We start from the raw sequence: 23786 nt of genomic DNA, 5'->3' as shown, positions 1-23786 counted from the left end.
GGGCGCCCATGCGCTGGGCCGCTCGTCCGTCAAGTGCGCAGCAGGAGCGCGATGCCGGCTGCGAGCACGACGACATTGACCAGCCTCACGAACTGCTGGCGGGAGAGTCGCAGGGTGACGTGCTTGCCGAGCCACATTCCCGCGATCATGGCAGGCACGAGGGAGGCGGCCGTCGCGAGCATCGACACGTTGGCGTAGACGCCGGCGATCAGGAACAGCATGGCGCGCACGAGGGTACTGAAGCCGATGAGTGTCGACTGCGTGATGCGCATGGCCTCGACGCGCTCCAGACGGCTCGTGAGGTAGATCGCGAACAGAAACCCGCCGCTGCCGAACATGGCGCCGAACAGACCGCCCAGCGCGCCGAACGGAATCGCCCACGCCTGCGAGAGTCGTGACTTCGCCTTCGGTCCGGCCAGGGAAAAGAGGGCGTAGGCGCAGACGAACCATCCCAGCGCGCGCAACAGGATGTCCGGTTTCAACGTGAGCAGCAGCGCGCCCCCCACGAGGCTGCCAGCGACGATCGACGGTAAGAGCCGGCGCAGTTCGGCCACATCCGCTGCGCGCGCGTTGCGCATCACATTGCCCGAGGCGGCACCGAAGTCGAGCAGCGCGAGCATCGGCACGATCTGCGCAACGGGCAAGGCATAGGCAAGCACAGGGCTGGCGACGAGTGCCGTGCCGAAGCCGGCGATGCCGAAGATGACGTACGCGACGACGAGCGCCGCGCTCATGAGCGCCCAATGCCCGGGGGAAGGAAGCGCGGCGAGCAGCGAGCCCAGGATTGTGTCGGGAACGAGATGAAGCGGCATCGGGAGCATGGTGACGGGCGAGGGCTGGCGAGTTCGAGTGGCGCGCAGGCATGCGCGGGATCGTCGTCAGCATAGGGCGGCGAGGCTAATGCGCGCCAATATAGAATGTGGCGATGTTCGATCTCGAAACGGCATGGTCATGGTGTCGCTGCGGCAGTTGCGGTATTTCCTCGAAGTGGTAGACGCAGGCGGCTTCAGCGCGGCCGCGGAGCGATTGTTCGTCGCACAGTCGGCGCTCAGCCGGCAGATATCGGAGCTCGAGTGCGAGCTTCAGGCGGTGTTGCTCGAGCGCTCGTCGAAGGGCGTGACGCTCACGCCGGCGGGGCGCACGTTCGTGAGCGAGGCGCGGCGCGTGCTCACCGACCTCGACGGCTCCGTGGCGCTCACGCGCAGCGTGGCGCGCGGCGAGCAGGGCACCGTGCGGCTCGCGCATTCCAGCTCGGTGCCCTTCGCCGGCGCGCTGCCCGCCGCGCTTCATGCACATTTGCAGGCTCATGCGGGGGTGAGCGTCGATGTCTCGACGCTGTCGTCCGAGCAGCAGCAGGACGAGATCGAAGCCGGGCGCGTCGATCTGGGACTGGTGCGGCTGCCGGTGCTGCGTCCCGCGCCGTCGATCGTGTGCGAGGTCGTTGCGCGGGAGCGCCTGCAATTGCTCGTGCCGGCCCATCATGCCCTCGCGGGGAAAACCTCGGTCAGTGTGGCGGCGCTGGCGGCCGAACCTTTCGTCTCCGTGCCGCATCGCGAGCGCGGCGGACTCAGCTATCGCGTGGCACAACTGTGCCAGCAGCATGGCTTCTTCCCTCGGGCGGCTGCCGCCACGTCGCGCAAGGCGACGCTCGTGCATCTGGTGGCCGCGGGCTTCGGTGTGGCTATCGTGCCGGAGAGCCTCGGTGCGATCGCCGGTGCACAAGTGCACCGCGTGGCGCTCGACGACGAAAGCGCGAGCAGCGAAGTCGCATTGCTGCATCGCCGCGACGCCGGCGCGCTCGTGCGCGCGGTGGGCGATGCGCTGCGCGTGGCGATCGGTGCGTCAACGGGGCGCGACGCGTAGTCAGTCCACGCAGTAAGTCCGGCGTAAGCCGTGCGTGAGAGGGTGCTCGGACAACGTCGAAAAGTGCCAACGCGCGTCGCCCCGTGCCGGGGCGCGAGGGGGAAGCGGGGCCGGGAAAACGAGAGGAAACCCTCAAGTCGGCCGTTTTTCTCCCGTTATACTTTTCGACACTCGGCGCAAGAAAGCGCCGGCGTGCGGCGCAGACGTCTACCCGGTGTGCCTGGCGGTTCTCGCCGTACCGGCGGCGCTCGCGCCCTCGTCATAACAAGCAGATCAGAGACGCGAGGAGACTGACGATGGGGCTATTCACGCGCACAAGGGGAGCCGCGCAGACCGTCAACATCATGAACGAGGTGGCCACCAACGCCGGTACGCTCGGCGTGGAACTGTGCGACATCGCCGGTAATGTCGACGAGATCGCGGTGCGCATCAAACGGCAGGCCGAAGTGTTCCAGGAACTGCGCCGCGCTGCCGCCGACACCAGCGAAGGGAATCAGCGCATTGCCTCCGCCGCGCGAGACGCCCGCGATGTGGCGGATCGCGCCAGCGCCGAGATCGCGGCGTCGCGCGACACCGCGCACGCTTCGCTGGCATCGATCCACGGTCTCGTGGAAGGCGTCTCGGGCATGGCCGACGAAATCGCCGGGCTGCGCGAAGCGCTCGATCATGTCGGCAAGGTTGCCGAAGGTATCTCGGTCATCGCCAGGCAAACCAATCTGTTGGCGCTCAATGCCGCCATCGAAGCGGCGCGCGCGGGGGTGGCCGGCCGCAGCTTCGCGGTCGTGGCCACCGAGGTCAAACTGCTCGCCAGCAAAACCGCCGAAGCGACGCAACAGATCGAACACACGCTCGCCGCATTGGGCGAGCGCACCGAGCGGCTCATGCGCGAGAGCAACGCCAACGTCGCCCGCGCGAACGACGCCCGGGAAGGCACACGCGCCATCGCGAGCGTGATCGAGACGGCGGGTACCGCGCTCGATACGTTCGATCGTCAGGCGGGACAGATTGCACAGGTCAGCGAAGCCATCGAAACGGAGTGCACAACGCTGGCCTCGCATGTCGATGAAATGGCTGACGGCGTCACGCATTCGGCCGAACACGTCGAGCGCGCGCGCGAGCGAATCAACGGCTTGCTGTCCGTCTCGGAACACTTGATCGGGCTCATCGCCGAAGCGGATGTCGAGACGGAAGACACGCCGTTCATCCGGGCCGTGCGGCGCGCCGCGCGGCAAGTCGGCGAGAGCTTCGAGGCGGCGCTGGCCAAGGGGCGAATCAGCGAGCAGGAGTTGTTCGATCGCAACTACGAACCGATTCCCGGCTCCAATCCGCAGCAGTTAATGGCCCGTTTCACGCGATTTACCGACGAGGCGCTGCCTGCCATTCAGGAACCGTTGCTCGCGCTGAACGAGCGCATCGCCTTTTGCGCGGCCGTCGACGAGAACGGCTATCTGCCAACGCACAACCGCAAGTTCTCGCAGACGCCGACCAACGATCCCGTATGGAACGCGGCGCATTGCCGCAACCGGCGGTTGTTCAACGACCGTACGGGCTCCGCGGCCGGTCGCAACACCAAGCCATTGCTGCTGCAGACGTATCGGCGCGATATGGGAGGCGGGGAGTTCGTGGTGATGAAGGACGCGTCGGCGCCGATCTACGTGAACGGCCGCCACTGGGGAGGGTTTCGTATCGCGTACCGCGTGGCGCGTTAGGCGCCAAGCGCCATGCGCCTGCGTGCCGCGTTGGCCTCAAAAGCAAAGCGCCACCGATTGCGGAATCGGTGGCGCTTTGCTTTTCGGCAGCCGGCTGCGAGGCCGGCCATTGACTGTCAGCGGTGCCAGCGGCCGTGGCGCCAGTAGCCATGGCCGTAACCGTAGCCGTAGTACGGACGACCGTAATACACCGGCGGTGCGCCGTAGTAGACCGGCGCGGGGGCCACATAGACGGGCGGGGGCGCCACATAAACCGGCGGAGGCGGCGCAACGTATACCGGGGCCGGAGCGTAGACCGGCGCCGGCGCGATCAGCGGCAAGCCGATGCCGATCCCGACCGAGACGTGTGCCTGCGCCGTCCCGATCGCGCCCGCGGCGAGCGCGATCCCGGCGATGGCAAGGGCGGCAAACTTGGTTTTCATGACATTTCTCCTGCGGTCTTGGCAGCGTACTGATGACGGCACCCGAGCGGCACCATGCCGTTCGACGCGCCCAGTGCCCGTCGGCACCCTGATTCGTCACATTCCTTGGCTTCACTTTACTGAAGTTCCGAAATCCGGGGTGGGCACAATTGTTGCAAAGTATGCGTGCGGACCCGGAGCAGGGAGCGTTCAAAGGATGAAAAGCCGCTGCCAAACGTGTTGATTACATTGCTATTTTATTCATAATCAACGGTTTGCGCTCGTTTCGGTTGACGGAGGCGCCAGCGGAAGGCGTCCCGGACGGCCCCGAATACGCGGCACTTGTTACATTCATTTACACCGACGACACCGGGCTGTGGCGCAAAAACAGCGGCGGATGCCGCTTTCGCAACGTCCGCCGCCGTCGGCGTGGGGCACTCGCGACCTCACGCCGTCTCCTCCCTGCCAAACCCGTGCCGGCTCCCCCCCCGCGAGGCAGGGGGCCGGAAAGAAACGCTACGCTTACTGGTGGAAGCGTGCCTTGGCGTCGGCCACGCACGCGTCCTTGCTGTCGCCCGTCATGCTGTCGCAGCGCTCGACCGCCGCCTTGTACTGGGCCTTGTTCGCATCGGCGTTGGCGTCATGACGCGCCGCGACGGTGTCCTTGGACGACTCGCGGCTCGTGCGCATGACCTTGGCGTCGCCGTAGGCCTTCGTCTTCGCGGCGTCGGCGTCCTTCACGCAAACGTCCTTGTCGTTGCCCTTCTTGTCGTCGCAGCGCAGCTTGGCGACGCTGTAGTCGGCGTCGGCCTTGGCGACAGCGGCGTCGTAACGGGCCTTGGGCGTTTGCTTGTAGTCGGCTTCCGCGTTCGCCTTGGCCACCTTTTCGTTGCCCTTGGCCGTGTCCACGCAGATCTTCTTCGCGTTGTCCTTGAGGTCGTCGCAGCGCGCCGATGCCGCCTTGTAGTCGGCCTCGGCTGATTTTTGCGCGGCCTCGTAGCGATCCTTGGCGGCGGCGTCTGCCGCATTGGCGGCCGCCGCACCCAGCATGCCGGTAGCGAGGCAGGCGCAGGTCAGAACTCTCATGACGAATCGATGTGACATCTCGTCCTCCTGTTGAGCGGGTTCCTGGGCGTTGGGGGATGTCAGCCGAGGTCGTCGGACGGCGTCGACATCGTCGGGCGCATCCGGCGCATCCTCAGGCCGCGGGCGACTTACTTGTTGCGCTCGGCAGCACCCTGGATGGCCTCGCCGCCGCGTTCAACATCCTTGCCGGCGCCCTGGACCGTGTTGCAGCCCGCGAGGCCCAGTGCGAAGCCCGAAAGCAGTGCGATGGCGATCAGTCGTTTCATTTTGATTTCTCCTTGAGCAAAGATGTCATCTGTCGCGCGAGCATGGCGCGATGGCAGCGCGACGAGGGGGAGGGGGAGGGAGGAGACCGCCTCCCGGCGGCCGGGGGACCCGCCTGCCGGCGGGTACGGACATATCCGATTACCAGAGCTTATGCTGGTTGTTCCAGGTGTCGACTTCGCGTTCAGCGTCTTCCTTGGCCTTGCCGTAGCGCTCCTGCAGCACACCAACGAACTTGTCGCGGTTACCTTCGATCCTGAGCAGATCGTCGTCGGTCAGATTGCCCCATTGCTTTTTCGCCTCGCCCTTGAGTTGGTTCCACTTGCCCTTCATTTGATCCGAGTTCATGACAACTCCTTTTATCGGGTTGGAAAAAGTGCCACTGCACGGCGTGTGTCGTCGGTGGCAGTGATTCCATGTTAGGGAGTGCGAAATGTCGGCGCTGTCAGCCGCGACATCGTCGCGGTGTAGGCGGAGTCGGGTTGCGCTGTCAGCGTATTCCGACGCGGGAGCCGGGCGTGTCGGGGCGCGGTGGCGTGTCGGTCGCGGTGGCCGACGGGGTGGCGTCGGCGGTGGCCGGGCCAGTGGCAGAGGCAGAGGCTGCGGCGGTCGGCGCGGCCGTGCTTTGCGTGACTTCCGTTGCGATTTCGGGGGCGTCCGCCGGATTGCACAGCGGCAACACGACCTGGATCTCGGTGCCCAGGCGCTGCGGCAGCGAGTGAATGTCAATGCGCCCCCCCTTGGCCGAAACGCGTTGCCGCATGCCGAACAGACCGTGCGTCTTGGGCTTGTTGAACTGGTCGCGCGTCAGGCCGATGCCATTGTCGATGACTTCGAGCCGCACGCGCTGATCGTCGCACGCGAGGGCCACGCGCACTTGTGTTGCGCGTGCATACTTGCCCGCGTTCGTGAGCGCCTCCTGCGCCACACGGAACAGTACGATCGCGGTGGACTCGGGCAGCGCGAAATCCTCTTCCGGCAAATCGAGATCGAGCTGCCAGTGCTGCTGGTCGGCAGTCTCTTCGGCAAGCGAGCGCAACGCCGTGACAAGCCCGAAGTTGATCAGCACCGTCGGCCGCAGGTTCTCGATGATGCGGCGTTTGATCTGGATGCCGGCGTCGAGGTTGCGCTGGGCACGCGCCAGTTTCTCGGCGATCACCGCATCGGTGTTGCGCAATTTGTGATGTGCCCACGTCACGTCCATCTTGCACGCGGTGAGAATGGCGCCGAGTTCGTCGTGCAGTTCGCGCGAGAGCCGTGTCTTCTCGTCCTCGCTCACGTTCTGCAAGTGGGTCGCCAACTCGTCGAGTTGTTCGGTGCGCTCGCGCACGAGCCGATCCAGATGGGTCTGCTGCTCGTGCAGCTGATCGCGCGCAAGTTGTTCCTGCCGCATCTGCTTGCCCAGTGAGCGGAACAACATCACGAACAGCAGGATCGTGAGCACGGAAAGCGCGCCCGCGCTCACTGCGGAAATCGCCTGGTCGAAGCGGCCGTCGCTTTGCGCCGTGCGCGCGCGCGCCACTTCGCGGTTGTAAAGATCGGTGATGCCGTTTTGCACCGGCTCCATGGTGCCGAGGCCGAGATTGCTCGGGGAGAGGGCTTCTTCAAGGCTCATGGTGCCTTGCTTGACATTGGCTCGCGCGGCTTCCATGGCGGCGATGCGCTGCGAGAAGAGCGTCATGACGCGCGCGAAGTCCTCGGTCGCCTGGGTGTCGCCCACGGCTTCGTAATGCGCGATGACGACCGCCGCCAGGTCGCGAATGCGCCGCACGGCAGACAGGTAGGGGGCGAGGTAGACCGGATCGTTGGTCAGCAGGTAGCCGCGTTGACTCGAAACCACGGTCGACGTGCGCGCCATGATCTCGTTGAGCTCGTTGGCCGCGATCATGCCCTGCAGTGCCGCCTCGTAGGTGGAAGCCAGCCGTCGGTGCGCGGACTCCAGCCCGACCAGACTGCCGACCGTGATCACGATCGCGGCGACCATGGCGATGATCCAGCTTCGGCGACGCAACCAGGACGTGAACAATCGGGGCATGTGAGGGTGACCGGAGGTAAGACGCGCTTCGATCATACGGCGAAATACGCGACTTTTCCCAAATTGTCAGCCAATTCCTACGTAAAAACCAGCGCCGTCCGGGCTGTTTCGTCAGCGGGGTTTTTCTACCATACATTCAGCGCCCAGGAGTTTGCCTGCGCTGCATTCGGCAGCGACGCCAATTCCCGGGAGCGAGGAATCTCTCCGGGAAACGCTGTTCCGACCAAGGAGAACGCTATGTTGAAGTGGGCTTTGTTGTTCGCACTGATCTCGCTCGTGGCGGGCCTGCTGGGCTTCACGGGAATTGCTGCCGGCGCCGCCGGGATCGCGAAGATATTGTTCGTGTTGTTCCTGGTGCTGTTCGTGATCTTCCTGTTGCTTGGCCTGACCATCGCCAAGAAGATCGTCGACTAGCGCGGTGCTTCGCGGCGACGCGCGCGTGCGCCGCCGCGAAGCCGTGCAGCGGCGCCGGCAAGTCCGGCGTGTCGAGCGCGAGCCGCTCACTTGATAGGAGGTTGCGATGCTTCACTACGCCGTCGTATTTTTCGTGATCGCATTGATCGCCGCGGTTTTCGGCTTTACCGGCATTGCCGCGGGCGCCGCCGAGATCGCCAAGATCCTGTTCTTCATCTTCCTGGTGATCTTCCTGGTCACGCTGCTCTTCGGCGTGATTCGACGATGAGCCGCGCCTGACTTCGGCACGATCCGGCCCTGCGCCGGATTCGCCCCGAACGAGCGCCCGGCTATCGCCGGCGCGCTCCCCCCAAAAACACTGACAGGAGGAATCGCTCATGCATACCGCCAAGCACGCCAAGCAGCAGACTGCAACGTCCGGCACACACGCGATGAAGGGCAACGGGCACAGCCAGCATGCGGGCGAAGACTTCGAGATCGATGTGCGCGCGCTGCGCGAGCGGGCGCGCGAGCATCTCGACGAAGGTGCCGTCACGGAGGATTACCGCGCGGACCGCGACGCAGTGGTGCACATGCTCAACGACGCACTCGCCACGGAGTTGGTTTGCGTGCTGCGCTACAAGCGCCACCACTTCATGGCCACGGGCATCCATGCCGAGCCGGTGGCTGCCGAATTCGCGGAACACGCCGCGCAGGAGCAGGACCATGCGGATCGCATCGCCGCGCGTATCGTGCAGTTGGGTGGCGAGCCGGACTTCTCGCCCGACAGCCTCTCCGCGCGAAGCCATGCCGAGTATGTGCCGGCCGCCAACCTGCGCGACATGATCCGCGAAAATCTGGTGGCGGAACGCATTGCGATTGAGAGTTATCGCGAGATGATTCATTATTTGGGCGACCGGGATACCACGACGCGTCGCATGCTCGAGGAGATTCTGGCGGTCGAGGAGGAGCATGCCGACGATATGCGGGATCTGCTCGACCGCGAGTGACGGTGAGTGGCGGTGAGTAGCGACGAGTATTGGCGAGTAGCGGCCATGACCAGCGCATTGACACCATGCAAGCGCTGCCATCTGGCCGATGGGGATAGTCTCTGGAGCTTAGATGTCACTGACAACAATAAAAATCCTGATTGCCGACGACCACGCGATCGTACGCACCGGCTTCAAACAGTTCATTGCCGACGAGCAGGACATGGAAGTGCTGGGCGAGGCGTCGAGTGGCGACGAAGTGATTCGCGCCGTTCGCGATACGGCGTTCGATGTCGTGCTGCTGGATATCGCCATGCCCGACAAGAACGGGATCGACACCCTGCGCGTGATCAAGCAGTTACGTCCCGAGCAGGGCGTCCTGTTTCTTTCGACGTATCCGGAAGCGCAGTACGCGGTGAACCTGCTGCGAGCCGGCGCCAATGGCTATCTGATGAAAGATGCCGCGCCCGAGGAGATCATTCGGGCGATCCGCACGGTGGCACGCGGCCATCGCTACGTCAGCGAGGTGACCGCAGACCTGCTCGCGCAAAAGCTCGATCAGCCGGTCGACGAGCCAATGCACGAACAGCTCTCGGAGCGGGAATTCCAGGTGTTTTGCAAGCTCGCGCAGGGCCGTACCCCAACGGAAATCGCCGACGAATTGCATCTGTCCGTCAAGACCGTCAGCACGTATCGCGCGCGTGTGCTGGAAAAGATGCATTTGAAAACCAACGCCGATCTGACGCTATATGCGCTGAAGAACGGCTTGATCAGTTGAAAGAGAGGCTGTCATGTCAACCGGGAACGCGGCAACGCATACGGGGTCCCGCTTGCCCCTCAAAGTCCTGTTGATCGAAGACTCCGCCGTCATTCGCGAGAGCCTGTCGGAGGCGCTTGGCTCGACCGGCATGCTTCAGGTGACGGGGGTGGCGGAAACCGCGGACGACGCGGTGCGCACGCTCAAGGAGGACTCGTTCGATGCGGTGATCGTCGACATTCAGTTGCGCCGCGGCTCCGGCATGGACGTGCTTTCCTACCTGCATCAGGCGGGGCTTTTGTCGCAGCTCATGGCCATCGTGCTGACGAACTATGCGCTCGCCACGTATCGCAAGCGGTGCCAGCAACTGGGCGTGCAGTATTTCTTCGACAAATCGCTCGAATTCGACCGCGTGATCGAAGTGCTCGACGAGTTCGCCACCAGCCGCCAGGCCTGAGCGTGTCCGCCCATCCGACCGGGCCTCGGCCCTGTCGTCACGTCGCCTCATCTTTCCGTCATTCCCGTTAAATGGGAATGAAACTCCCGGTTAGCGAAATCACCTCATCTTTTCTCGTTTGAGAGGGCAGGCCAGCTGTCATGTGCGCATTTCGTGCTGCAATGCGATACACCGATCATGGCACTCCCTGCCTTGGTGCAAATTAAGTGGAATTTCCATATAAAGAGATCAAGTTTTATTATTTTCAACTATTTAGGTGCATGGGCTAGAATGTCGCCTTCACGCTAAATACCGAGTCTCGGCGGCGCACTGCGGGCAGTTTCCGGCAGTGGGGCTGCTATTTTTTTGCATGATCGAACTCCAGAACATTACCCAGCGATTTGCTGGGCCCAAGGGGCCGGTCGACGCGCTTTCCAACATCAGCCTGTCGATCGAGCGCGGCGAAGTCTTTGGCATCATCGGCCGAAGCGGTGCCGGCAAGAGCACGCTCGTGCGTGTGATCAATTTGCTCAACCGTCCGAGCGACGGCACCGTGCGCGTCGACGGGCAGGATTTGACGTCGATGTCCGCCGACGATCTGCGCCAGGCGCGCCGTCGCATCGGCATGATCTTCCAGCATTTCAATCTCCTGAGCTCGCGCACCGTCTACGAGAATGTGGCGTTGCCGCTCGAGCTCGCGGGCATGCCGAGCGCCGACATTCGCGCCAAGGTGCTGCCGTTGCTCGAACTGGTCGGGCTGACGGCACAGAAGGATCGTTACCCGTCGCAGATTTCCGGCGGCCAGAAGCAGCGGGTGGGCATTGCCCGTGCGCTGGCGAGCGAGCCGCAGGTGCTGCTCTCCGACGAGGCGACGTCCGCGCTCGATCCCGAGACCACGCGCTCGATTCTCGAGCTGCTCAAGCGCATCAATCGCGAACTGGGGCTGACGGTCGTACTGATCACGCACCAGATGGAAGTCATCAAGCAGGTCTGCGACCGCGTTGCGGTGCTCGACGCTGGCCGCGTTGTCGAGCAGGGCCGTGTGATCGACGTCTTCCTGCGTCCGCGCCACGAAGTCACGCGTGCGCTCATCGGCGACGTGATCTCGCAGGAACTGCCTGCCGGTGTTCGCGAGCGTGTCGCCTCGCGCATCGGCAATGGTCACGACCACCTCTATCGTCTGGCCTTCTCGGGCGCGGGCGTGGATCAGCCGCTGCTGTCCGAGGCGATTCGACGCTACGAGCTCGATTTCAATATCCTGCACGGCCAGATCGACGAGATCCAGGGGCAGGCCTTCGGATCGCTCGCCGTGCTGGCAGGCGGTACCCCGGCCCGCGTGGCCGAAGCCATGGCGTTCCTTGCCAGTCAGGGCGTTGTCGTCGAGGAGCTCAGCCATGTGGAGTGAAATGTTCGATCTGTTCGTCTCCTCGTTCTGGGAGACGCTCGTCATGGTGGGGATCTCTGGCGTCATCGGTGCCGTCGTGGGCGTGCCGCTGGGCGTGCTGCTCTACCTGACGGACCGCAATGGCGTGTTGCAGAACCTGCCGACCAATCGCATCGTCGGTATCCTCGTCAACGCCGTGCGATCGACGCCGTTCATCATTTTGCTGGTCGCGGTGATCCCGTTCACGCGGCTGATCGTCGGATCGTCGATCGGCACGATGGCCGCCGTCGTGCCGCTCACGATCGCTGCCGCCCCCTTCGTGGCGCGCCTGGTCGAAACGGCGCTGCGCGAAGTGGATCGCGGGCTGATCGAAGCGGCACAGTCGATGGGCGCGACGACCGGCCAGATCGTCATGAAGGTGCTGCTGCCCGAGGCGTTGCCCGGCATCGTGGCGGGCCTGACGATCACGTTCGTGAGCCTGGTGGGCTACTCGGCCATGGCCGGTGCCATCGGCGGCGGCGGCCTGGGCGATCTGGGCATTCGCTACGGTTATCAGCGCTTCCTGCCGGAGGTCATGATCACCGTGGTGCTGATCCTGATCGTGTTCGTGCAACTGGTGCAGACGTTCGGCGACTGGCTGGTGCGGCGTTTGAGCCACAAGTAATTTCCCCATAACGACATCGCCGGCGTTGACGTCCGGCATTTCTCACACACGCGAGGTATTCCATGCAACGTCGTACGCTCTTCAAGCTGCTGGCCGGTGTCGGTGCCGCCACGGTTCTTGCCACGCAATTCGCCGCCCCCGCCGCAGCGGCAGATGCCATCAATCTGAAGGTGGGTGTCACGGGCGGCCCGCACGCACAGATCTTCGACGAAGTGAAAAAGGTCGCCGCCAAGGACGGCCTGAACATCAAGGTCATCGAGTTCAGCGACTATGTGCAACCGAACGCGGCGCTCGCGTCGGGCGATCTCGATGCGAACAGCTACCAGCACCAGCCGTACCTCGACGCGCAGGTGAAGGACCGCGGCTACAAGCTGGAATCGATTGCCAAGACCGTGATCTTCCCGATGGGCATTTACTCGAAGAAGCTCAAGTCGCTCGCGGATCTGAAGACCGGCGACAAGGTCTCGCTGCCCAACGATCCGACCAATGGCGGGCGCGCGCTGCTGTTGCTGCAAAAGCAGGGTCTGCTCAAGCTGCGGGCCGACGCGGGCCTGAAGGCGACGCCGCTGGACGTGATCGAGAACCCGAAGAAGCTGAAGTTCGTGGAGCTGGACGCCGCGCAACTGCCGCGCTCGCTCGACGACGTGGCCGTGGCGGTCATCAATACCAACTTCGCGATGGAGGCCGGTCTGAACCCGAAGCGCGATTCGCTCGCGATCGAAGACGCAAACGGCCCGTACGCCAACGTGCTCGTCATTCGCTCGGCCGACAAGAACAAGCCGTGGGTGGCCAAGCTGATCAAGGCCTACCACTCGCCGGAAGTGAAGGCCTTCATCGAAAAGAAGTTCGGCGGCTCGGTGGTCACGGCCTGGTAAATTCCGGTCGTTCGGGATACGCCCCGGAAACGGCAATGCTTCGCGGCATTGCCGTTTTTTTTCGTCCCGGTGACGGCGCGTCTGTGCCACGGCGCGTCGGCATCACGCCCGCGCCCGGTGTGTGGCAATTCCGACAGTGTCACGGTTCTGTCAAATTCCGGCGATAGCCTGACCGTCAGTAAAAGAGGGCGCCCACGGGCGTCGTCTCCAGACGCGGGCATGGGCCAAAGCGCAGCAACCGCACGTGAAAGACGGGGAACTCGGGCGAGACACTTCATCGGAAGCGGCTTCTTGCCTTCGGGGCGCAGGGTTGCGTCCGACGTGTGCCCGCACGGCGTAACGCTGCTCGCACGATGGCGACGCACCGCACCGACTTACGGAGTTTCAGTTGAACCCTCTCCCGCCTGTCGCGATACGTCCGTCGGAGCGATTTGCCGCGCCCGCGACGCCACGCGACGCGAACGTCGTTCCCTCTGATGCCGCCGCGTCGGCCGCCTCGCATACCCGATACGCTGACATTGCCATGGGCGCCGCCGGCACCCATCACGTCGAACCGGACGAGCGGGGGCTCCTTGCCGAAGTGTGCGAGGGCATCGGGCTCACCTGCGTGTTTCAGCCGATCGTCGATTTCCGGACCTCGGAAGTGGCCGGCTACGAAGGGCTGGTGCGCGGGCCGGCCGGCACGTCGATGCATTCGCCGATGGCGCTTTTCGCGGCGGCGCGTCGCCATGGCCTGATCGCCCCGCTCGAACTCGCGTGCCGCCGTGCCGTGCTGCGCGGCTTCGCCGAGCAGGGACTGCCAGAGCGCCTGTTCCTGAACATCGGTCCGGTCACGCGGGCTCAGCCTGGCGGCGGCGTGACCGAGTCGCTCGGGCTCGACGAGACGTTTGCCATGCTCGAATCGTTTCAACTCACGCCCGAGCGGGTCGTGCTGGAACTCACGGAGCATGCCCCCACGTTGGATCTGGCGAGCACGCGCGCTTCGCTTGCCGCGTATCGCGCGCTCGGCTTCGAAGTGGCGCTCGACGACATGGGCGAAGGCTATGCGAGCCTGCGCCTGTGGTCTGAGCTGCGACCCGATTACGTCAAGATCGACCGTCATTTTGTCGATGGTATCGACACCGATACCGTCAAGCTCCAGTTCGTGCGCTCGATGCGGCAGATCGCCGAGACCAGCGGCACGCGCGTGATCGCCGAAGGTATCGAGCACGCCGAAGAGCTTCAGGTCGTGCGCGATCTCGGCATCTTTCTCGGCCAGGGATATTTCATTGCACGTCCCGAGGCTCGGCCGCAGCGCGCCATCACGGCGCAGGTGCAGGAAGTCGTGAACGAGCGGCGCGCCTACGTCCATCAACAGCCGAGCCAACTGGGCGCGGGCAACGTCACGCTGGAGCGCATTGCGTCGCACGTGCAGCCGGTGTCGCCCGACACGCGCAGTGAAGACGTGGTGGCACGTTTCGAGAGCGATCCCGCACTGGAAGTGCTGCCGGTGGTGGAGCGCGATCGGCCGGTAGGCCTGATTGGCCGCGCCTCGCTCATTGGCCGGTTCGCGCGGCCGTTCACGCGGGAGCTGTACGGACGCAAGCCGTGTTCGGCGGTGATGGAGCCGCGCCCGCTCACGTTCGACAAGGGCGCGCGCGTGGAGGATCTGAGTCGCATGATCGCGGAAGGCGCGAGCCGCCAGATCGCGGCGGGGTTCATCGTGACCGACCAGGGGCGCTATTTCGGTGTCGCGCAGGGGCATGCGCTGATGCGCCACATCACCGACATGCAGCTCGACGCGGCGCGCTACGCCAACCCGCTCACGCTGCTGCCGGGCAACGTGCCGATCGACGATTACATGGATCGCATGATCGGCGAGCGACAGTCGTTTCACGCCTGCTACGTCGACCTGGACAACTTCAAGCCGTTCAACGACGTGTTCGGCTACCGGCGCGGCGACGACCTGATTCAACTGGTCGCGCGCGTGCTCATGGCGGTGCGCAATCCCGAGCGGGACTTCCTGGGGCATATCGGTGGCGACGACTTTCTGATTCTGTTTCGCAGTCCCGACTGGGAAGCGCGCTGCCGCGAGGCATTGACGCGTTTCGGCGACGCCGTGACCGAGTACTTTCATCCCGATCAGATCGCGGCTGGCGGATTCGAGGCCGAAGACCGGCGCGGCATGGTCATCTTCCACCCCATCACGAGCCTGTCGATCGGCGTGGTCGCGGTGACGCCCGAGAGCTTTCCGTCGCACGTGGAAGTCTCGGCGGCCGCGGCGGAGGCCAAGAAAATGGCCAAGCGCGCGCTGGGAAACAGCCTTTTCATCGAGCGTCGGCGGGCGCACCGGTAATCATGGGGCGAAAAAAAGCCCGCCGGATCGGCGGGCTTTGCCATTCGGACGCCGGGCGGCGCCAGACACTCAGTGCGAAAGCGCGGGCATGCCTTCCATGCCGGCAACGTCCCGCTCGCGCTCTTCCGACAGGTACGGCGTGCGCCAGCCTGCTTTCACGCCCCAGTGATAGAACGCGAGGGACAGGAGGGCGACCACCGCCATGTCCCAGCCGTACGGCAACAGGCCGAGACCGCCGAATTCCTTGCTGCCGATGTACGAGCACAACGCCATGACGGGGAGGTAACCGATCAGCCACCACGACGCCTTGAGGTCACGACCGAACCCTTGCCATTTGTCCTTCGCCTGGTAGTAGAAGTAGACGGGCAGCGCCACGACGACCAGCACGATGATCTGGCCGGTCAGCGGCCAGCGTGCCCAGTACAGGATCAGCGAAGCGCACACGAACGCGAACGGCGCGATGAGCGACAGGCCGGGCAAACGCAGCGGCCGTTCCATTTCCGGTGCCGAGCGGCGCAGCGCCATCACGCTGATTGGGCCGGTCAGGTACGAGATCACCGTCGCGACCGAAATCACCGCGGCAAGCGAGTCCCAGCCGCGGAAGAAGAACATGAAGATGAACGAGATCGCGAGGTTGAACCACATCGCCGGGCGCGGCACGCCGTACAGCGGATGCACGCGGCCGAAAATCTCGGGCAGGGTGCGGTTGCGTTCCATGGCGTAAATCATGCGGCTCGTGGTGGCCATGTACGTTGTGCCCGTGCCGCTCGGGCTCAGGAAGGCGTCGAAGTACAGCACGATGGCGAGCCAGTTCAGGCCGAGTGCGATCGCCAGTTCGGCAAACGGCGAGCTGAAGCTCACCATGTGCCATCCGCCGGCGAGCTGCTCGGGCGAGAGCGCGCCGATGTACGCGACTTGAAGCAGCAGGTAAATGACCGTGGCAAGCAGTATCGAGCCGACCACCGCAAACGGAATGCTGCGTCCCGGATCACGCGCCTCGCCCGCGAGGTTCACCGGGCTCTGAAAACCGTTGAAGGCGAACACGATGCCCGACGTGGCCACGGCCGTGAGCACGGCCGACATGCCGTTGGGCGCGAAGCCGCCATGCTCGGCGAGATTGAAGTTGCCCGGGTGGAAGCCCGCGATGATCAGGCCCGCGATCGTCAGCGCCGGGATCGCGAACTTGAACAGCGTGATGGCCGTGTTGGCGCGTGCGAACAGCTTCACGCCCCAGTAGTTCAGCAGGAAGTACACAACGACGAGCAGTGCCGAGAGCGTGAGACCGCTCGCGGTGAGCGTGCCGTCCACGAACAGGTTGTGTGCCCATTCGTACGGCCACGTGCTCATGTACTGAATCGAGGCTTCGGCTTCGATGGGGATCACCGAGACGATGGCGATCCAGTTGGCCCAGGCGGCGATGAAGCCGACCAGGCTGCCGTGCGAGTAGCGGGAGTAGCGCACCATGCCGCCCGACTCGGGGAACATGGCGCCGAGCTCGGCGTAGGTCAGGGCAATGGCCAGAATGACCACGGCGCCGATGATCCAGGCCAGCAGTGCGGCGGGGCCTGCGATCTTGGCGGCTTTCCAGGCGCCGAACAGCCAGCCTGAGCCGATGATCGAGCCGAGACCGGTCAACATCAGGGCGAACGGCCCAATGTTGCGCATGAGAGATTGATTGTTATCCATTCGATGTCTTCTCCACGCCCGGGGGGGACAGGTGCCACCCCGATGAGGGCAGGGCGGCAGACTGCGCGAGGGCGGACAAACTGCCGGCAGGCCGGTCGCCATCACAAGGAGCATGACGGCGCGGGGGACGGCGCTGACGGACACGACTTCTGTTGATCGGCTTCGCGAATCCGGTGCGGTCTCCGGCCTGACGACGCAAACGGGTACACGGGTGAGCGTGCAACCCCGAATTGGGGTCGGAGTCCGGGCTTCGCGAAAAAAAGCGCGATTCTACCCGAGCCGGCCCGCGTGTGTGGGACTTTGTAACACTTTTGCAATGGCATCCGGTTCGGCGATGTTAGGCAAAAATGCGTACAACCCAGTCCGGGCGCGGCTCATGGCGTGGGAATCCGACTATTACAAATTATTAAAGGGTCAGATGTAATTCGCGGTGTCGGTGCCCTGTCGATTCCTGTCAGCCCATGCCGGCGAGGCAGAGATACTTCAGCTCGAGATACTCGTCGATGCCGTACTTCGAACCTTCGCGTCCCAGGCCGGACTGTTTGACGCCGCCGAACGGGGCGACTTCGTTGGAGATCAGGCCAGTATTGATGCCGACCATGCCGGCTTCGATGCCTTCGGCGACGCGCCAGACGCGTCCGACGTCGCGGGCGAAGAAATAGGACGCCAGGCCGAAGTCCGTCGCGTTGGCCAGCCGGATGCCCTCGGCTTCATCTCTGAAGCGGAAGACCGGTGCCACCGGTCCGAAGGTCTCTTCCTGCGCGACGAGCATATCCGCGCTCGCGTCGGCCACGACCGTCGGTTCGAAGAATCGGCCGTGCAGGACCTTGCCACCGACCGTCACACGTCCCCCCCTGGCGACGGCGTCGGCCACGTGGCGCTCGACTTTTTCGACGGCGGCGTCTTCGATGAGCGGGCCGATCGCCACGCCCGGTTCGAAGCCGTTGCCCACGCGCAGCCGGCTCACGGCAGCGGTGAGTTTTTCGACGAAGGCGTCGTAGATGCCGTCTTGCGCGTAGATGCGGTTCGCGCATACGCATGTTTGCCCGGCATTGCGGAACTTCGAGGCGATGCAGCCTTCGACGGCGGCGTCGACATCGGCGTCGTCGAATACGAGGAACGGTGCGAGACCGCCCAGCTCGAGCGCGACCTTCTTGATGGTCGGCGCGCACTGCTCCATGAGTCGGGCGCCGACCGGCGTCGAGCCCGTAAAGGACAGGTGCCGCACGCGCGGGCTGCCGGTGAGCACGTCGCCCACGTCGGACGAGTTTTTCGACGTCACCACGTTGAAGACACCTCGAGGCAGCCCGGCGCGCTCGGCCAGTTCGGCCAGGGCCAGCGCCGAGAGCGGTGTGAGGCGCGCGGGCTTGACCACGATGGTGCAGCCGGCCGCGATGGCCGGCGCGATCTTGCGCGTGATCATCGCGATCGGGAAGTTCCAGGGGGTGATCGAGGCGCATACGCCGATCGGCTGCTTGAGCACCAGCAAGCGCTTGCCGCCCTCGGGGGAAGTGAGGACGTCGCCGTCCACCCGCTTGGCTTCTTCGGCGAACCACTCGATGAAGGAGGCGCCGTAGGCGACCTCGCCCTTGGCCTCGGCGAGCGGCTTGCCTTGCTCGGCGGTCATGATGGCGCCGAGGTCGTCCTGTGCCTGCATGATGAGGTCATACCAGCGCCGCATGATGCGCGCCCGATCCTTGCCGGTACGGGCGCGCCACTCGGGCAGTGCGGTTTCGGCGGCGACCAGGGCGCGCTCGGTTTCCTTGGCGCCCAGGTCGGCGACGTGGGCGATCGCTGCGTCGGTGGCCGGGTCGTTGACGACGAAAGTCGCCTGCGAGTCGGCCTGCGTCCAGGCGCCGTCGATATACGCGTCGAACCTGAGCAGTGCCGGATCTTTCAGACGAGCCAGTGCCGGGTGAGCCCTGGCGGGCGTGGATGGGTGGGATGTTGACACGATCAGCTCTCCTCTCGATGACCGTGCGAAGCGGCTGCATGCCGCGCCGCGCGGGGGACGGAAACGGATACGGCTTGTCGGTGTGTCGGGCCAGCTTACTCCAATGCGGCGAGCGTTTCGTGACGCGCGGCATTGAGCGGCATTGAACGGCATGATGCGATGTGCCGCGTCGTCCGGCAGGCGAGTGCTGCGCGTGCCGAAAGCCCGTCGGCGGCCGGCGAACGACGCGGTCTTCTACAGCGATGAGGGCAGCGCAGTGCGCGGGTTGGCCCGTTTTACAGGCCGAGATCCCGGTAAAGCGCCGCCATGCGCGCGTCGACGTCGGCAGTCATTTCGATGGGACGTCCCCACTCGCGCGAAGTTTCTCCGGGCCACTTGTTGGTCGCGTCGATCCCCATCTTCGACCCCAGCCCGGCCTTGGGCGACGCGAAATCGAGATAGTCGATCGGCGTTTGATCGACGAGCGTGGTATCGCGCGTCGGATCGACGCGCGTGGTGATCGCCCAGATCACTTCCTTCCAGTCGCGAATGTCGACGTCTTCATCGACCACGACGATGAACTTCGTATACATGAACTGGCGAAGGAAGCTCCAGACCCCGAACATCACCCGCTTCGCGTGACCCGGATAGGCCTTTTTCATCTGCACGATCGCCATGCGATAGCTGCATCCTTCCGGCGGCAGATAGAAGTCGGTGATCTCCGGAAACTGCTTTTGCAACAGCGGCACGAAGACTTCGTTGAGCGCCACACCGAGCACCGCCGGCTCGTCGGGCGGTTTTCCGGTGTATGTCGAGTGATAGACCGCATTGCGCCGCAGCGTGATGCGCTCGACGGTAAAGACCGGAAACCACTCCTGTTCGTTGTAATAGCCCGTGTGGTCGCCGTAAGGACCCTCGAGCGCGTGCGCGTATCCCGCGGTCGCACCTCGCGAGGGCGGTGGCGGCGCACCGTCGGGCACGGCCGGGGGCTGGTCGGCGGGGTAAATGAAACCTTCCAGCACGATCTCGGCGCGTGCCGGCACTCGCAACGACTCCAGGCCGGGCGTGAGGCATTTGGCCAGTTCGGTTCGGCTGCCGCGCAGCAGGCCGGCAAACTGGTACTCGGACAAGGTGTCGGGGACCGGCGTCACGGCCCCGAGCATGGTCGCCGGGTCCGCGCCGAGCGCCACGGCGATCGGGAACGGCTTGCCGGGATTGGCCTGCGCGAACTCGCGGAAGTCGAGCGCGCCGCCGCGATGCGCGAGCCAGCGCATGATCACCTGATTGCGACCCATGACCTGCTGGCGATAGATGCCCAGATTCTGGCGCCTGCGATTCGGGCCCTTGGTGATGACCAGACCCCAGGTGATGAGCGGTGCGGCGTCGCCGGGCCAGCACGTCTGGATCGGCAGGCGGCCAAGGTCGACATCCTCGCCTTCCCACACGATCTCCTGACACGCCGGGGCGCTCACCTCCTTCGGTGCCATGTCCCACACCGCCTTGGCCATGCCGAACAGCTTGCCCGCGTCCTTGAGGCCGCGCGGGGGCTCCGGTTCCTTGAGCGTCGAAAGCAGCCGACCGATGTCGCGCAGCGAACTCAGGGCGTTATCGCCATTCTCGACGCCCATGCCGAGAGCCACTCGTTCAGGGGTGCCAAACAAGTTGGCGAGTACGGGCATGTCGTAGCCGGTCGGTCGCTCGAACCACAGCGCCGGCCCCGCCGCTTTGAGCACGCGGTCGGCGAGCGCCGTCATCTCCAGTACCGGCGAGACCGGCACGTCTACGCGACGAAGCTGGCCGGATCGCTCCAGTTGCGCGGTGAAGTCACGAAGATCGAGATATTTCATGAAACAAACAGTTACCAAAAATTTTTACGAAATTCATACGGGAGATGCGAACGGCCGTTTGAATCGCGTGTAAGACCGGGGGATGCCCTTGTAAACGCAGGGCGCGGCAGGGCATTTTACCGGGCAAGGCGATCGAACGTCACGGCAAAACGGCTGTTACAAATTACTTTTAGTAATCATTTTGCTTTGAAATAGTATTGACGGTTTATATATCGCTGCTACAATCCGCCCGTTGAATCCAGAAAGGCGGCTTCGTGGACGGGTAGGCCGACCCGCTCGAGCTTAGCGACAACTACAACATCGACGTGGATTTTCAGTGGCTGGTTTTCTCACCGAGGTCGGGAAGCCAGTGTTTTAGGAAGCAGCGCGAGCGATAGCTCGTCAGCGCCGGACACCTGAACAGGTCGGCGCGCTGCGGCGGTAGCGGCATCGTCCATGACAAACACGATGCACCGCCTCGTTCCATATGCCGTAAATAAGCGCTTCACGGGGATGCCTGGCGGGCATACCGGCTTATTTCCTTACGCCTCGGGGCCACCCCGTGGTGACGGCGTAACCGGAGTACGTAGTATGAAGAAGTCTGGTTTATCACCCTGGCTACTGGCCGCGATCCATGCGCTTCGTGCGCGCGGTGCGGCAATGGTGGCTGCGGCTCGCCGCGATTGGCGTCGCCTTGCATGGCATGGCGGTCGTGTCGGACTGTATACGTCCAGCGCGGTCGGTCTGGTTGCCGTGGTCGGTACGCTCGCGTTGTGGGCTCGACCGACATGGCGCGCCGATCTGGCGTCGCGCGTGGGTCCGCTGCTCGAGGCGGCGACCGGCACGGCCAATGCGGCCGGCCAGAGCGCCAATGGCGCTGCCGATGCCAAGCTTTCGCCGTCCGATTCGGCGATGATGGCCCAGGCGGCGCAGCATGTGCCCTCGGCAGCCGTTCTCGCCGCTTATATCCCGAACCAGCGCGTGGCGGCGGATGCGCGTGCGAACAAGGTGCTGGACACGCGCGAGCAGATTGCCGTGGCCGACTACCTCGCTCGCCGCTACCGCGTGGCCGGCGACGTGACGGGTAACCTCGTTCGCGCGGCGTACTCGACCGGCAAGGAAGTCGGCCTCGATCCGCTGCTGTTGCTCGCCGTGATGGCCATCGAATCGGGCTTCAACCCGTATGCCGAGAGCACCGTGGGCGCTCAAGGTCTGATGCAGGTCATGTCGAAGGTGCACCAGGACAAGCTGGAATACTTCGGCGGCCCGGAAGCGGCGCTGCATCCGCTGGCCAACATCAAGGTCGGTGCATTGATTCTGAAGGAATGCATTGCGCGTGGCGGCTCGCTCGCCGGAGGTCTGCGTCTGTACGTGGGCTCGACCAGTGCGGGTGACGGTGGCTACGGCGCCAAGGTGCTCGCCGAGCGCGACCGCCTGCGCGGTGTCGCGATGGGCCGCAAGATCTCGCCGTACGCGCCGCAGGCGCCGGTGATCGTCAGCTCGGCCAAGCCCGTCACCAAGCCGGTCTCGGCCGGTAAGTCGTCGGATGACGCGGCGGAATCGACGTCTGCGCCGGCTGCTTCCACGTCGACGGGCAAGGCGGCTGCCGCCGGCAAGTCGATGGAAGCCGACGACAGCACGGCGGCCTGATCCATCCAGCGGCCGATCTGGCCGCTCCCGCGCATGCGCGATGCGTTCGGCCGACGCGTCAACGTGATGCCTCTCTACATAGAGGCGCATCACGCAGCCAAGAAAAAAACCCATCGAAGCGATTCGATGGGTTTTTTGTTTTTCGCGGGCACCTTGCCTGGCTGGCGAGTCGGCTCGGCAACTCAGCCGTTGGCGAAGACTTTCCCGATCCGGTCCATGGCTTCTTCCAACTGGGCCAGGGAGGTCGCGTACGACAACCGAATGTACTTGCGTGGTTCGGCGAAGCCGAAGTCGAGGCCGGGCACGAGTACGACGTCCGCCTGTTGCAGCAAGGACTGGGTCAGGCGGTCGCTGTCCGCGGCATCCGGGTGCGACACGCCGGTGCAATCGGCATAGACGTAGAAGGCGCCGTCGGGCATCACCGGTACCTGGAAACCCAGGCGCTCGAGCGCCGGCACGATGTAGTCGCGTCGCTCGCGAAACGCCGCCTTTCGGGTCTCGTAGAGCGCGATCGTCTCCGGAAGAAAACAAGCGGTTGCCGCGTGCTGCGCGACCGCCGATGGGCAGATGAACAGATTCTGGGCGAGCTTCTCGAACGTCGGCACCATCGACGGCGGTACCACGAGCCAGCCGAGCCGCCAGCCCGTCATGTTGAAATACTTCGAGAAACTGCTGACGACGAGCACGTCGTCGCCGAATGTCAGGGCGGTGGTCGGCTTGCCGTCATACGACAGGCCTTGGTATATCTCGTCGACGAGCGTGAAACCACCGCGCGCGCGCACCGCCTTCACGATGCGCGACAGCTCGTCGGGCGCGATCGAAGTGCCGGTCGGATTGGATGGCGAGGCGAGCAGCACCCCCTTGGTCGCCGAACGCCAGTGCGCCTCGATGCGCTCGGCCGTGAGCTGGAACCGCTCGGCCGGGCCGGAGGGGACCAGCACCGGCTTGCCGTCGAAGGTCGACACGAAATGACGGTTGCACGGATAGCACGGATCCGGCATCAGCACTTCGTCGCCCACACCCACGAGTGCCGCACACGCGAGGACGAGGGCGGCCGACGCCCCGGCAGTCACGACGATGCGCGACGGATCGACCTCCACGCCGTAAAAACTGCGGTAGTAGTCGGCAATGGCATGGCGCAGCGCTGGAATCCCCATCGCGCCGGTGTACTGCGTACGCCCGTCGCGCATCGCCTTCGCGGCGGCCTCGATCACCGCCTCAGGGGCAGTGAAGTCCGGCTCCCCGATCCCCATGTGAATCACGCGATGTCCGGCCTTCTCGCGCAATGCCGCCTGCTTCGCCAGTTCCATGACGTGGAACGGCGCGATGTCGTCGACACGTTGTGCCAGTTTCAGCGCGGCGGGAGCGAGTTCGGGAGTGCGGTCCATGATGTGTGGGGGGGCGGTACGGTTGCAGGTGGGGGGAGACTCGCGGGACGAGGGGAAACACACGCCGCTGGGCCCATGGAGGGCGGGCGGCCCGACAGGCGCCGGCATCGTC

General features: G+C 64.6%; 22 protein-coding genes. 12 read left to right on the top strand and 10 right to left on the bottom strand.

The genetic code is table 11. The features are described 5' to 3' along the window. Window positions 1-29: 29 nt before the first annotated feature. Window positions 30-812 (bottom strand): sulfite exporter TauE/SafE family protein, encoded by a 783-nt coding sequence (locus LV28_RS42660; RefSeq protein WP_081327018.1) that lies wholly within the window; start codon window positions 810-812, stop codon window positions 30-32. A 133-nt stretch (window positions 813-945) separates the two neighbouring features. Here LV28_RS42660 and LV28_RS42655 point away from each other — a divergent pair, with 133 nt between their 5' ends. Beyond that, window positions 946-1863 (top strand): LysR family transcriptional regulator, encoded by a 918-nt coding sequence (locus tag LV28_RS42655; RefSeq protein WP_255315206.1) that lies wholly within the window; start codon window positions 946-948, stop codon window positions 1861-1863. Between the two features lie 296 nt (window positions 1864-2159). Beyond that, window positions 2160-3572 carry a methyl-accepting chemotaxis protein gene (locus LV28_RS42650; protein WP_038620205.1) on the top strand — a complete coding sequence of 471 codons (1413 nt, stop codon included), beginning with the start codon at window positions 2160-2162 and terminating at the stop codon, window positions 3570-3572. Window positions 3573-3688: 116 nt separating this feature from the next. On the opposite strand, the gene LV28_RS42645 is transcribed toward LV28_RS42650, so the two are convergent. From LV28_RS42645 to LV28_RS42630, 5 genes are all read right to left on the bottom strand, one after another. Beyond that, window positions 3689-3994, bottom strand: coding sequence for a hypothetical protein (locus LV28_RS42645; RefSeq protein ID WP_024788702.1), 306 nt, complete (start codon window positions 3992-3994; stop codon window positions 3689-3691). A 501-nt stretch (window positions 3995-4495) separates the two neighbouring features. Further along, window positions 4496-5059, bottom strand: coding sequence for a hypothetical protein (locus LV28_RS42640; RefSeq protein ID WP_038620207.1), 564 nt, complete (start codon window positions 5057-5059; stop codon window positions 4496-4498). 128 nt (window positions 5060-5187) lie between these two features. Next, window positions 5188-5325 carry an entericidin A/B family lipoprotein gene (locus LV28_RS48485; protein WP_023597270.1) on the bottom strand — a complete coding sequence of 46 codons (138 nt, stop codon included), beginning with the start codon at window positions 5323-5325 and terminating at the stop codon, window positions 5188-5190. 139 nt (window positions 5326-5464) lie between these two features. Further along, window positions 5465-5671 carry a CsbD family protein gene (locus tag LV28_RS42635; RefSeq protein WP_023597269.1) on the bottom strand — a complete coding sequence of 69 codons (207 nt, stop codon included), beginning with the start codon at window positions 5669-5671 and terminating at the stop codon, window positions 5465-5467. A 142-nt stretch (window positions 5672-5813) separates the two neighbouring features. After that, window positions 5814-7358 carry a sensor histidine kinase gene (locus LV28_RS42630; RefSeq protein WP_160117973.1) on the bottom strand — a complete coding sequence of 515 codons (1545 nt, stop codon included), beginning with the start codon at window positions 7356-7358 and terminating at the stop codon, window positions 5814-5816. 237 nt (window positions 7359-7595) lie between these two features. Here LV28_RS42630 and LV28_RS42625 point away from each other — a divergent pair, with 237 nt between their 5' ends. The 9 genes from LV28_RS42625 to LV28_RS42585 all read left to right on the top strand — a co-directional run bounded on the left by LV28_RS42625 (window position 7596) and on the right by LV28_RS42585 (window position 15191). Beyond that, window positions 7596-7772, top strand: coding sequence for a DUF1328 family protein (locus LV28_RS42625; RefSeq protein WP_023597267.1), 177 nt, complete (start codon window positions 7596-7598; stop codon window positions 7770-7772). A gap of 106 nt (window positions 7773-7878) precedes the next feature. Beyond that, window positions 7879-8040: a DUF1328 domain-containing protein gene (locus LV28_RS42620; protein ID WP_023597266.1), complete on the top strand. Its 162-nt coding sequence runs from the start codon at window positions 7879-7881 to the stop codon at window positions 8038-8040. A gap of 163 nt (window positions 8041-8203) precedes the next feature. After that, entirely contained in the window at window positions 8204-8761 is a 558-nt protein-coding gene (locus LV28_RS42615; protein WP_023873316.1) for a ferritin-like domain-containing protein, read from the top strand. Between the two features lie 112 nt (window positions 8762-8873). Further along, a complete protein-coding gene (locus LV28_RS42610) occupies window positions 8874-9518 on the top strand; it encodes a response regulator (protein WP_029754293.1) in 645 nt (214 codons plus the stop codon). Window positions 9519-9531: 13 nt separating this feature from the next. Further along, complete coding sequence (locus LV28_RS42605; RefSeq protein WP_023873318.1) at window positions 9532-9954, top strand: response regulator; 423 nt, start codon at window positions 9532-9534, stop codon at window positions 9952-9954. A 349-nt stretch (window positions 9955-10303) separates the two neighbouring features. Further along, window positions 10304-11338, top strand: coding sequence for a methionine ABC transporter ATP-binding protein (locus tag LV28_RS42600; protein ID WP_023873319.1), 1035 nt, complete (start codon window positions 10304-10306; stop codon window positions 11336-11338). Then, window positions 11328-11981, top strand: a complete 654-nt coding sequence (locus tag LV28_RS42595; RefSeq protein WP_023597261.1) for a methionine ABC transporter permease — start codon at window positions 11328-11330, stop codon at window positions 11979-11981. The genes LV28_RS42600 and LV28_RS42595 overlap by 11 nt, the downstream gene beginning before the upstream one ends. Before the next feature lie 62 nt (window positions 11982-12043). Then, window positions 12044-12856 (top strand): MetQ/NlpA family ABC transporter substrate-binding protein, encoded by an 813-nt coding sequence (locus LV28_RS42590; RefSeq protein WP_023597260.1) that lies wholly within the window; start codon window positions 12044-12046, stop codon window positions 12854-12856. Between the two features lie 388 nt (window positions 12857-13244). Continuing rightward, window positions 13245-15191 carry a GGDEF domain-containing protein gene (locus tag LV28_RS42585; protein ID WP_028731354.1) on the top strand — a complete coding sequence of 649 codons (1947 nt, stop codon included), beginning with the start codon at window positions 13245-13247 and terminating at the stop codon, window positions 15189-15191. Between the two features lie 69 nt (window positions 15192-15260). Here the strand turns inward: LV28_RS42585 and LV28_RS42580 are convergent, their stop codons facing one another. The 3 genes from LV28_RS42580 to LV28_RS42570 form a co-directional block, all read right to left on the bottom strand. Next, entirely contained in the window at window positions 15261-16877 is a 1617-nt protein-coding gene (locus LV28_RS42580; RefSeq protein WP_023597258.1) for an APC family permease, read from the bottom strand. A 454-nt stretch (window positions 16878-17331) separates the two neighbouring features. Beyond that, window positions 17332-18831 (bottom strand): NAD-dependent succinate-semialdehyde dehydrogenase, encoded by a 1500-nt coding sequence (locus LV28_RS42575; RefSeq protein ID WP_038620211.1) that lies wholly within the window; start codon window positions 18829-18831, stop codon window positions 17332-17334. A 275-nt stretch (window positions 18832-19106) separates the two neighbouring features. After that, window positions 19107-20657, bottom strand: coding sequence for a UbiD family decarboxylase (locus LV28_RS42570; RefSeq protein WP_023873323.1), 1551 nt, complete (start codon window positions 20655-20657; stop codon window positions 19107-19109). Window positions 20658-21296: 639 nt separating this feature from the next. Between LV28_RS42570 and LV28_RS42565 the strand changes: the two genes are divergently transcribed. Further along, complete coding sequence (locus LV28_RS42565; RefSeq protein WP_023597255.1) at window positions 21297-22286, top strand: lytic transglycosylase domain-containing protein; 990 nt, start codon at window positions 21297-21299, stop codon at window positions 22284-22286. Between the two features lie 182 nt (window positions 22287-22468). Here LV28_RS42565 and LV28_RS42560 read toward each other — a convergent pair whose 3' ends face one another. After that, window positions 22469-23674, bottom strand: coding sequence for a pyridoxal phosphate-dependent aminotransferase (locus tag LV28_RS42560; RefSeq protein WP_038620213.1), 1206 nt, complete (start codon window positions 23672-23674; stop codon window positions 22469-22471). Window positions 23675-23786: the final 112 nt, after the last annotated feature.

Source organism: Pandoraea pnomenusa (assembly GCF_000767615.3).
GTDB classification, from domain to species: domain Bacteria; phylum Pseudomonadota; class Gammaproteobacteria; order Burkholderiales; family Burkholderiaceae; genus Pandoraea; species Pandoraea pnomenusa.
Note: the sequence above shows the minus strand (reverse complement) of the source record. Positions and strands in the feature narration are given on the sequence as shown.

What these genes read in the sequence shown, in the direction of transcription:
- LV28_RS42620 (WP_023597266.1), top strand. Translation starts at nt 7,879, where the DNA reads ATGCTTCACTACGCCGTCGTATTTTTCGTGATCGCATTGATCGCCGCG.
- LV28_RS42625 (WP_023597267.1), top strand. Translation starts at nt 7,596, where the DNA reads ATGTTGAAGTGGGCTTTGTTGTTCGCACTGATCTCGCTCGTGGCGGGC.
- LV28_RS42605 (WP_023873318.1), top strand. Translation starts at nt 9,532, where the DNA reads ATGTCAACCGGGAACGCGGCAACGCATACGGGGTCCCGCTTGCCCCTC.
- LV28_RS42635 (WP_023597269.1), bottom strand. Translation starts at nt 5,671, where the DNA reads ATGAACTCGGATCAAATGAAGGGCAAGTGGAACCAACTCAAGGGCGAG.
- LV28_RS42650 (WP_038620205.1), top strand. Translation starts at nt 2,160, where the DNA reads ATGGGGCTATTCACGCGCACAAGGGGAGCCGCGCAGACCGTCAACATC.
- LV28_RS42595 (WP_023597261.1), top strand. Translation starts at nt 11,328, where the DNA reads ATGTGGAGTGAAATGTTCGATCTGTTCGTCTCCTCGTTCTGGGAGACG.
- LV28_RS42660 (WP_081327018.1), bottom strand. Translation starts at nt 812, where the DNA reads ATGCCGCTTCATCTCGTTCCCGACACAATCCTGGGCTCGCTGCTCGCC.
- LV28_RS42645 (WP_024788702.1), bottom strand. Translation starts at nt 3,994, where the DNA reads ATGAAAACCAAGTTTGCCGCCCTTGCCATCGCCGGGATCGCGCTCGCC.
- LV28_RS42600 (WP_023873319.1), top strand. Translation starts at nt 10,304, where the DNA reads ATGATCGAACTCCAGAACATTACCCAGCGATTTGCTGGGCCCAAGGGG.
- LV28_RS42610 (WP_029754293.1), top strand. Translation starts at nt 8,874, where the DNA reads ATGTCACTGACAACAATAAAAATCCTGATTGCCGACGACCACGCGATC.
- LV28_RS42580 (WP_023597258.1), bottom strand. Translation starts at nt 16,877, where the DNA reads ATGGATAACAATCAATCTCTCATGCGCAACATTGGGCCGTTCGCCCTG.
- LV28_RS42560 (WP_038620213.1), bottom strand. Translation starts at nt 23,674, where the DNA reads ATGGACCGCACTCCCGAACTCGCTCCCGCCGCGCTGAAACTGGCACAA.
- LV28_RS42570 (WP_023873323.1), bottom strand. Translation starts at nt 20,657, where the DNA reads ATGAAATATCTCGATCTTCGTGACTTCACCGCGCAACTGGAGCGATCC.
- LV28_RS42615 (WP_023873316.1), top strand. Translation starts at nt 8,204, where the DNA reads ATGAAGGGCAACGGGCACAGCCAGCATGCGGGCGAAGACTTCGAGATC.
- LV28_RS42640 (WP_038620207.1), bottom strand. Translation starts at nt 5,059, where the DNA reads ATGAGAGTTCTGACCTGCGCCTGCCTCGCTACCGGCATGCTGGGTGCG.
- LV28_RS42590 (WP_023597260.1), top strand. Translation starts at nt 12,044, where the DNA reads ATGCAACGTCGTACGCTCTTCAAGCTGCTGGCCGGTGTCGGTGCCGCC.
- LV28_RS42565 (WP_023597255.1), top strand. Translation starts at nt 21,297, where the DNA reads ATGGTGGCTGCGGCTCGCCGCGATTGGCGTCGCCTTGCATGGCATGGC.
- LV28_RS48485 (WP_023597270.1), bottom strand. Translation starts at nt 5,325, where the DNA reads ATGAAACGACTGATCGCCATCGCACTGCTTTCGGGCTTCGCACTGGGC.
- LV28_RS42655 (WP_255315206.1), top strand. Translation starts at nt 946, where the DNA reads ATGGTCATGGTGTCGCTGCGGCAGTTGCGGTATTTCCTCGAAGTGGTA.
- LV28_RS42630 (WP_160117973.1), bottom strand. Translation starts at nt 7,358, where the DNA reads ATGCCCCGATTGTTCACGTCCTGGTTGCGTCGCCGAAGCTGGATCATC.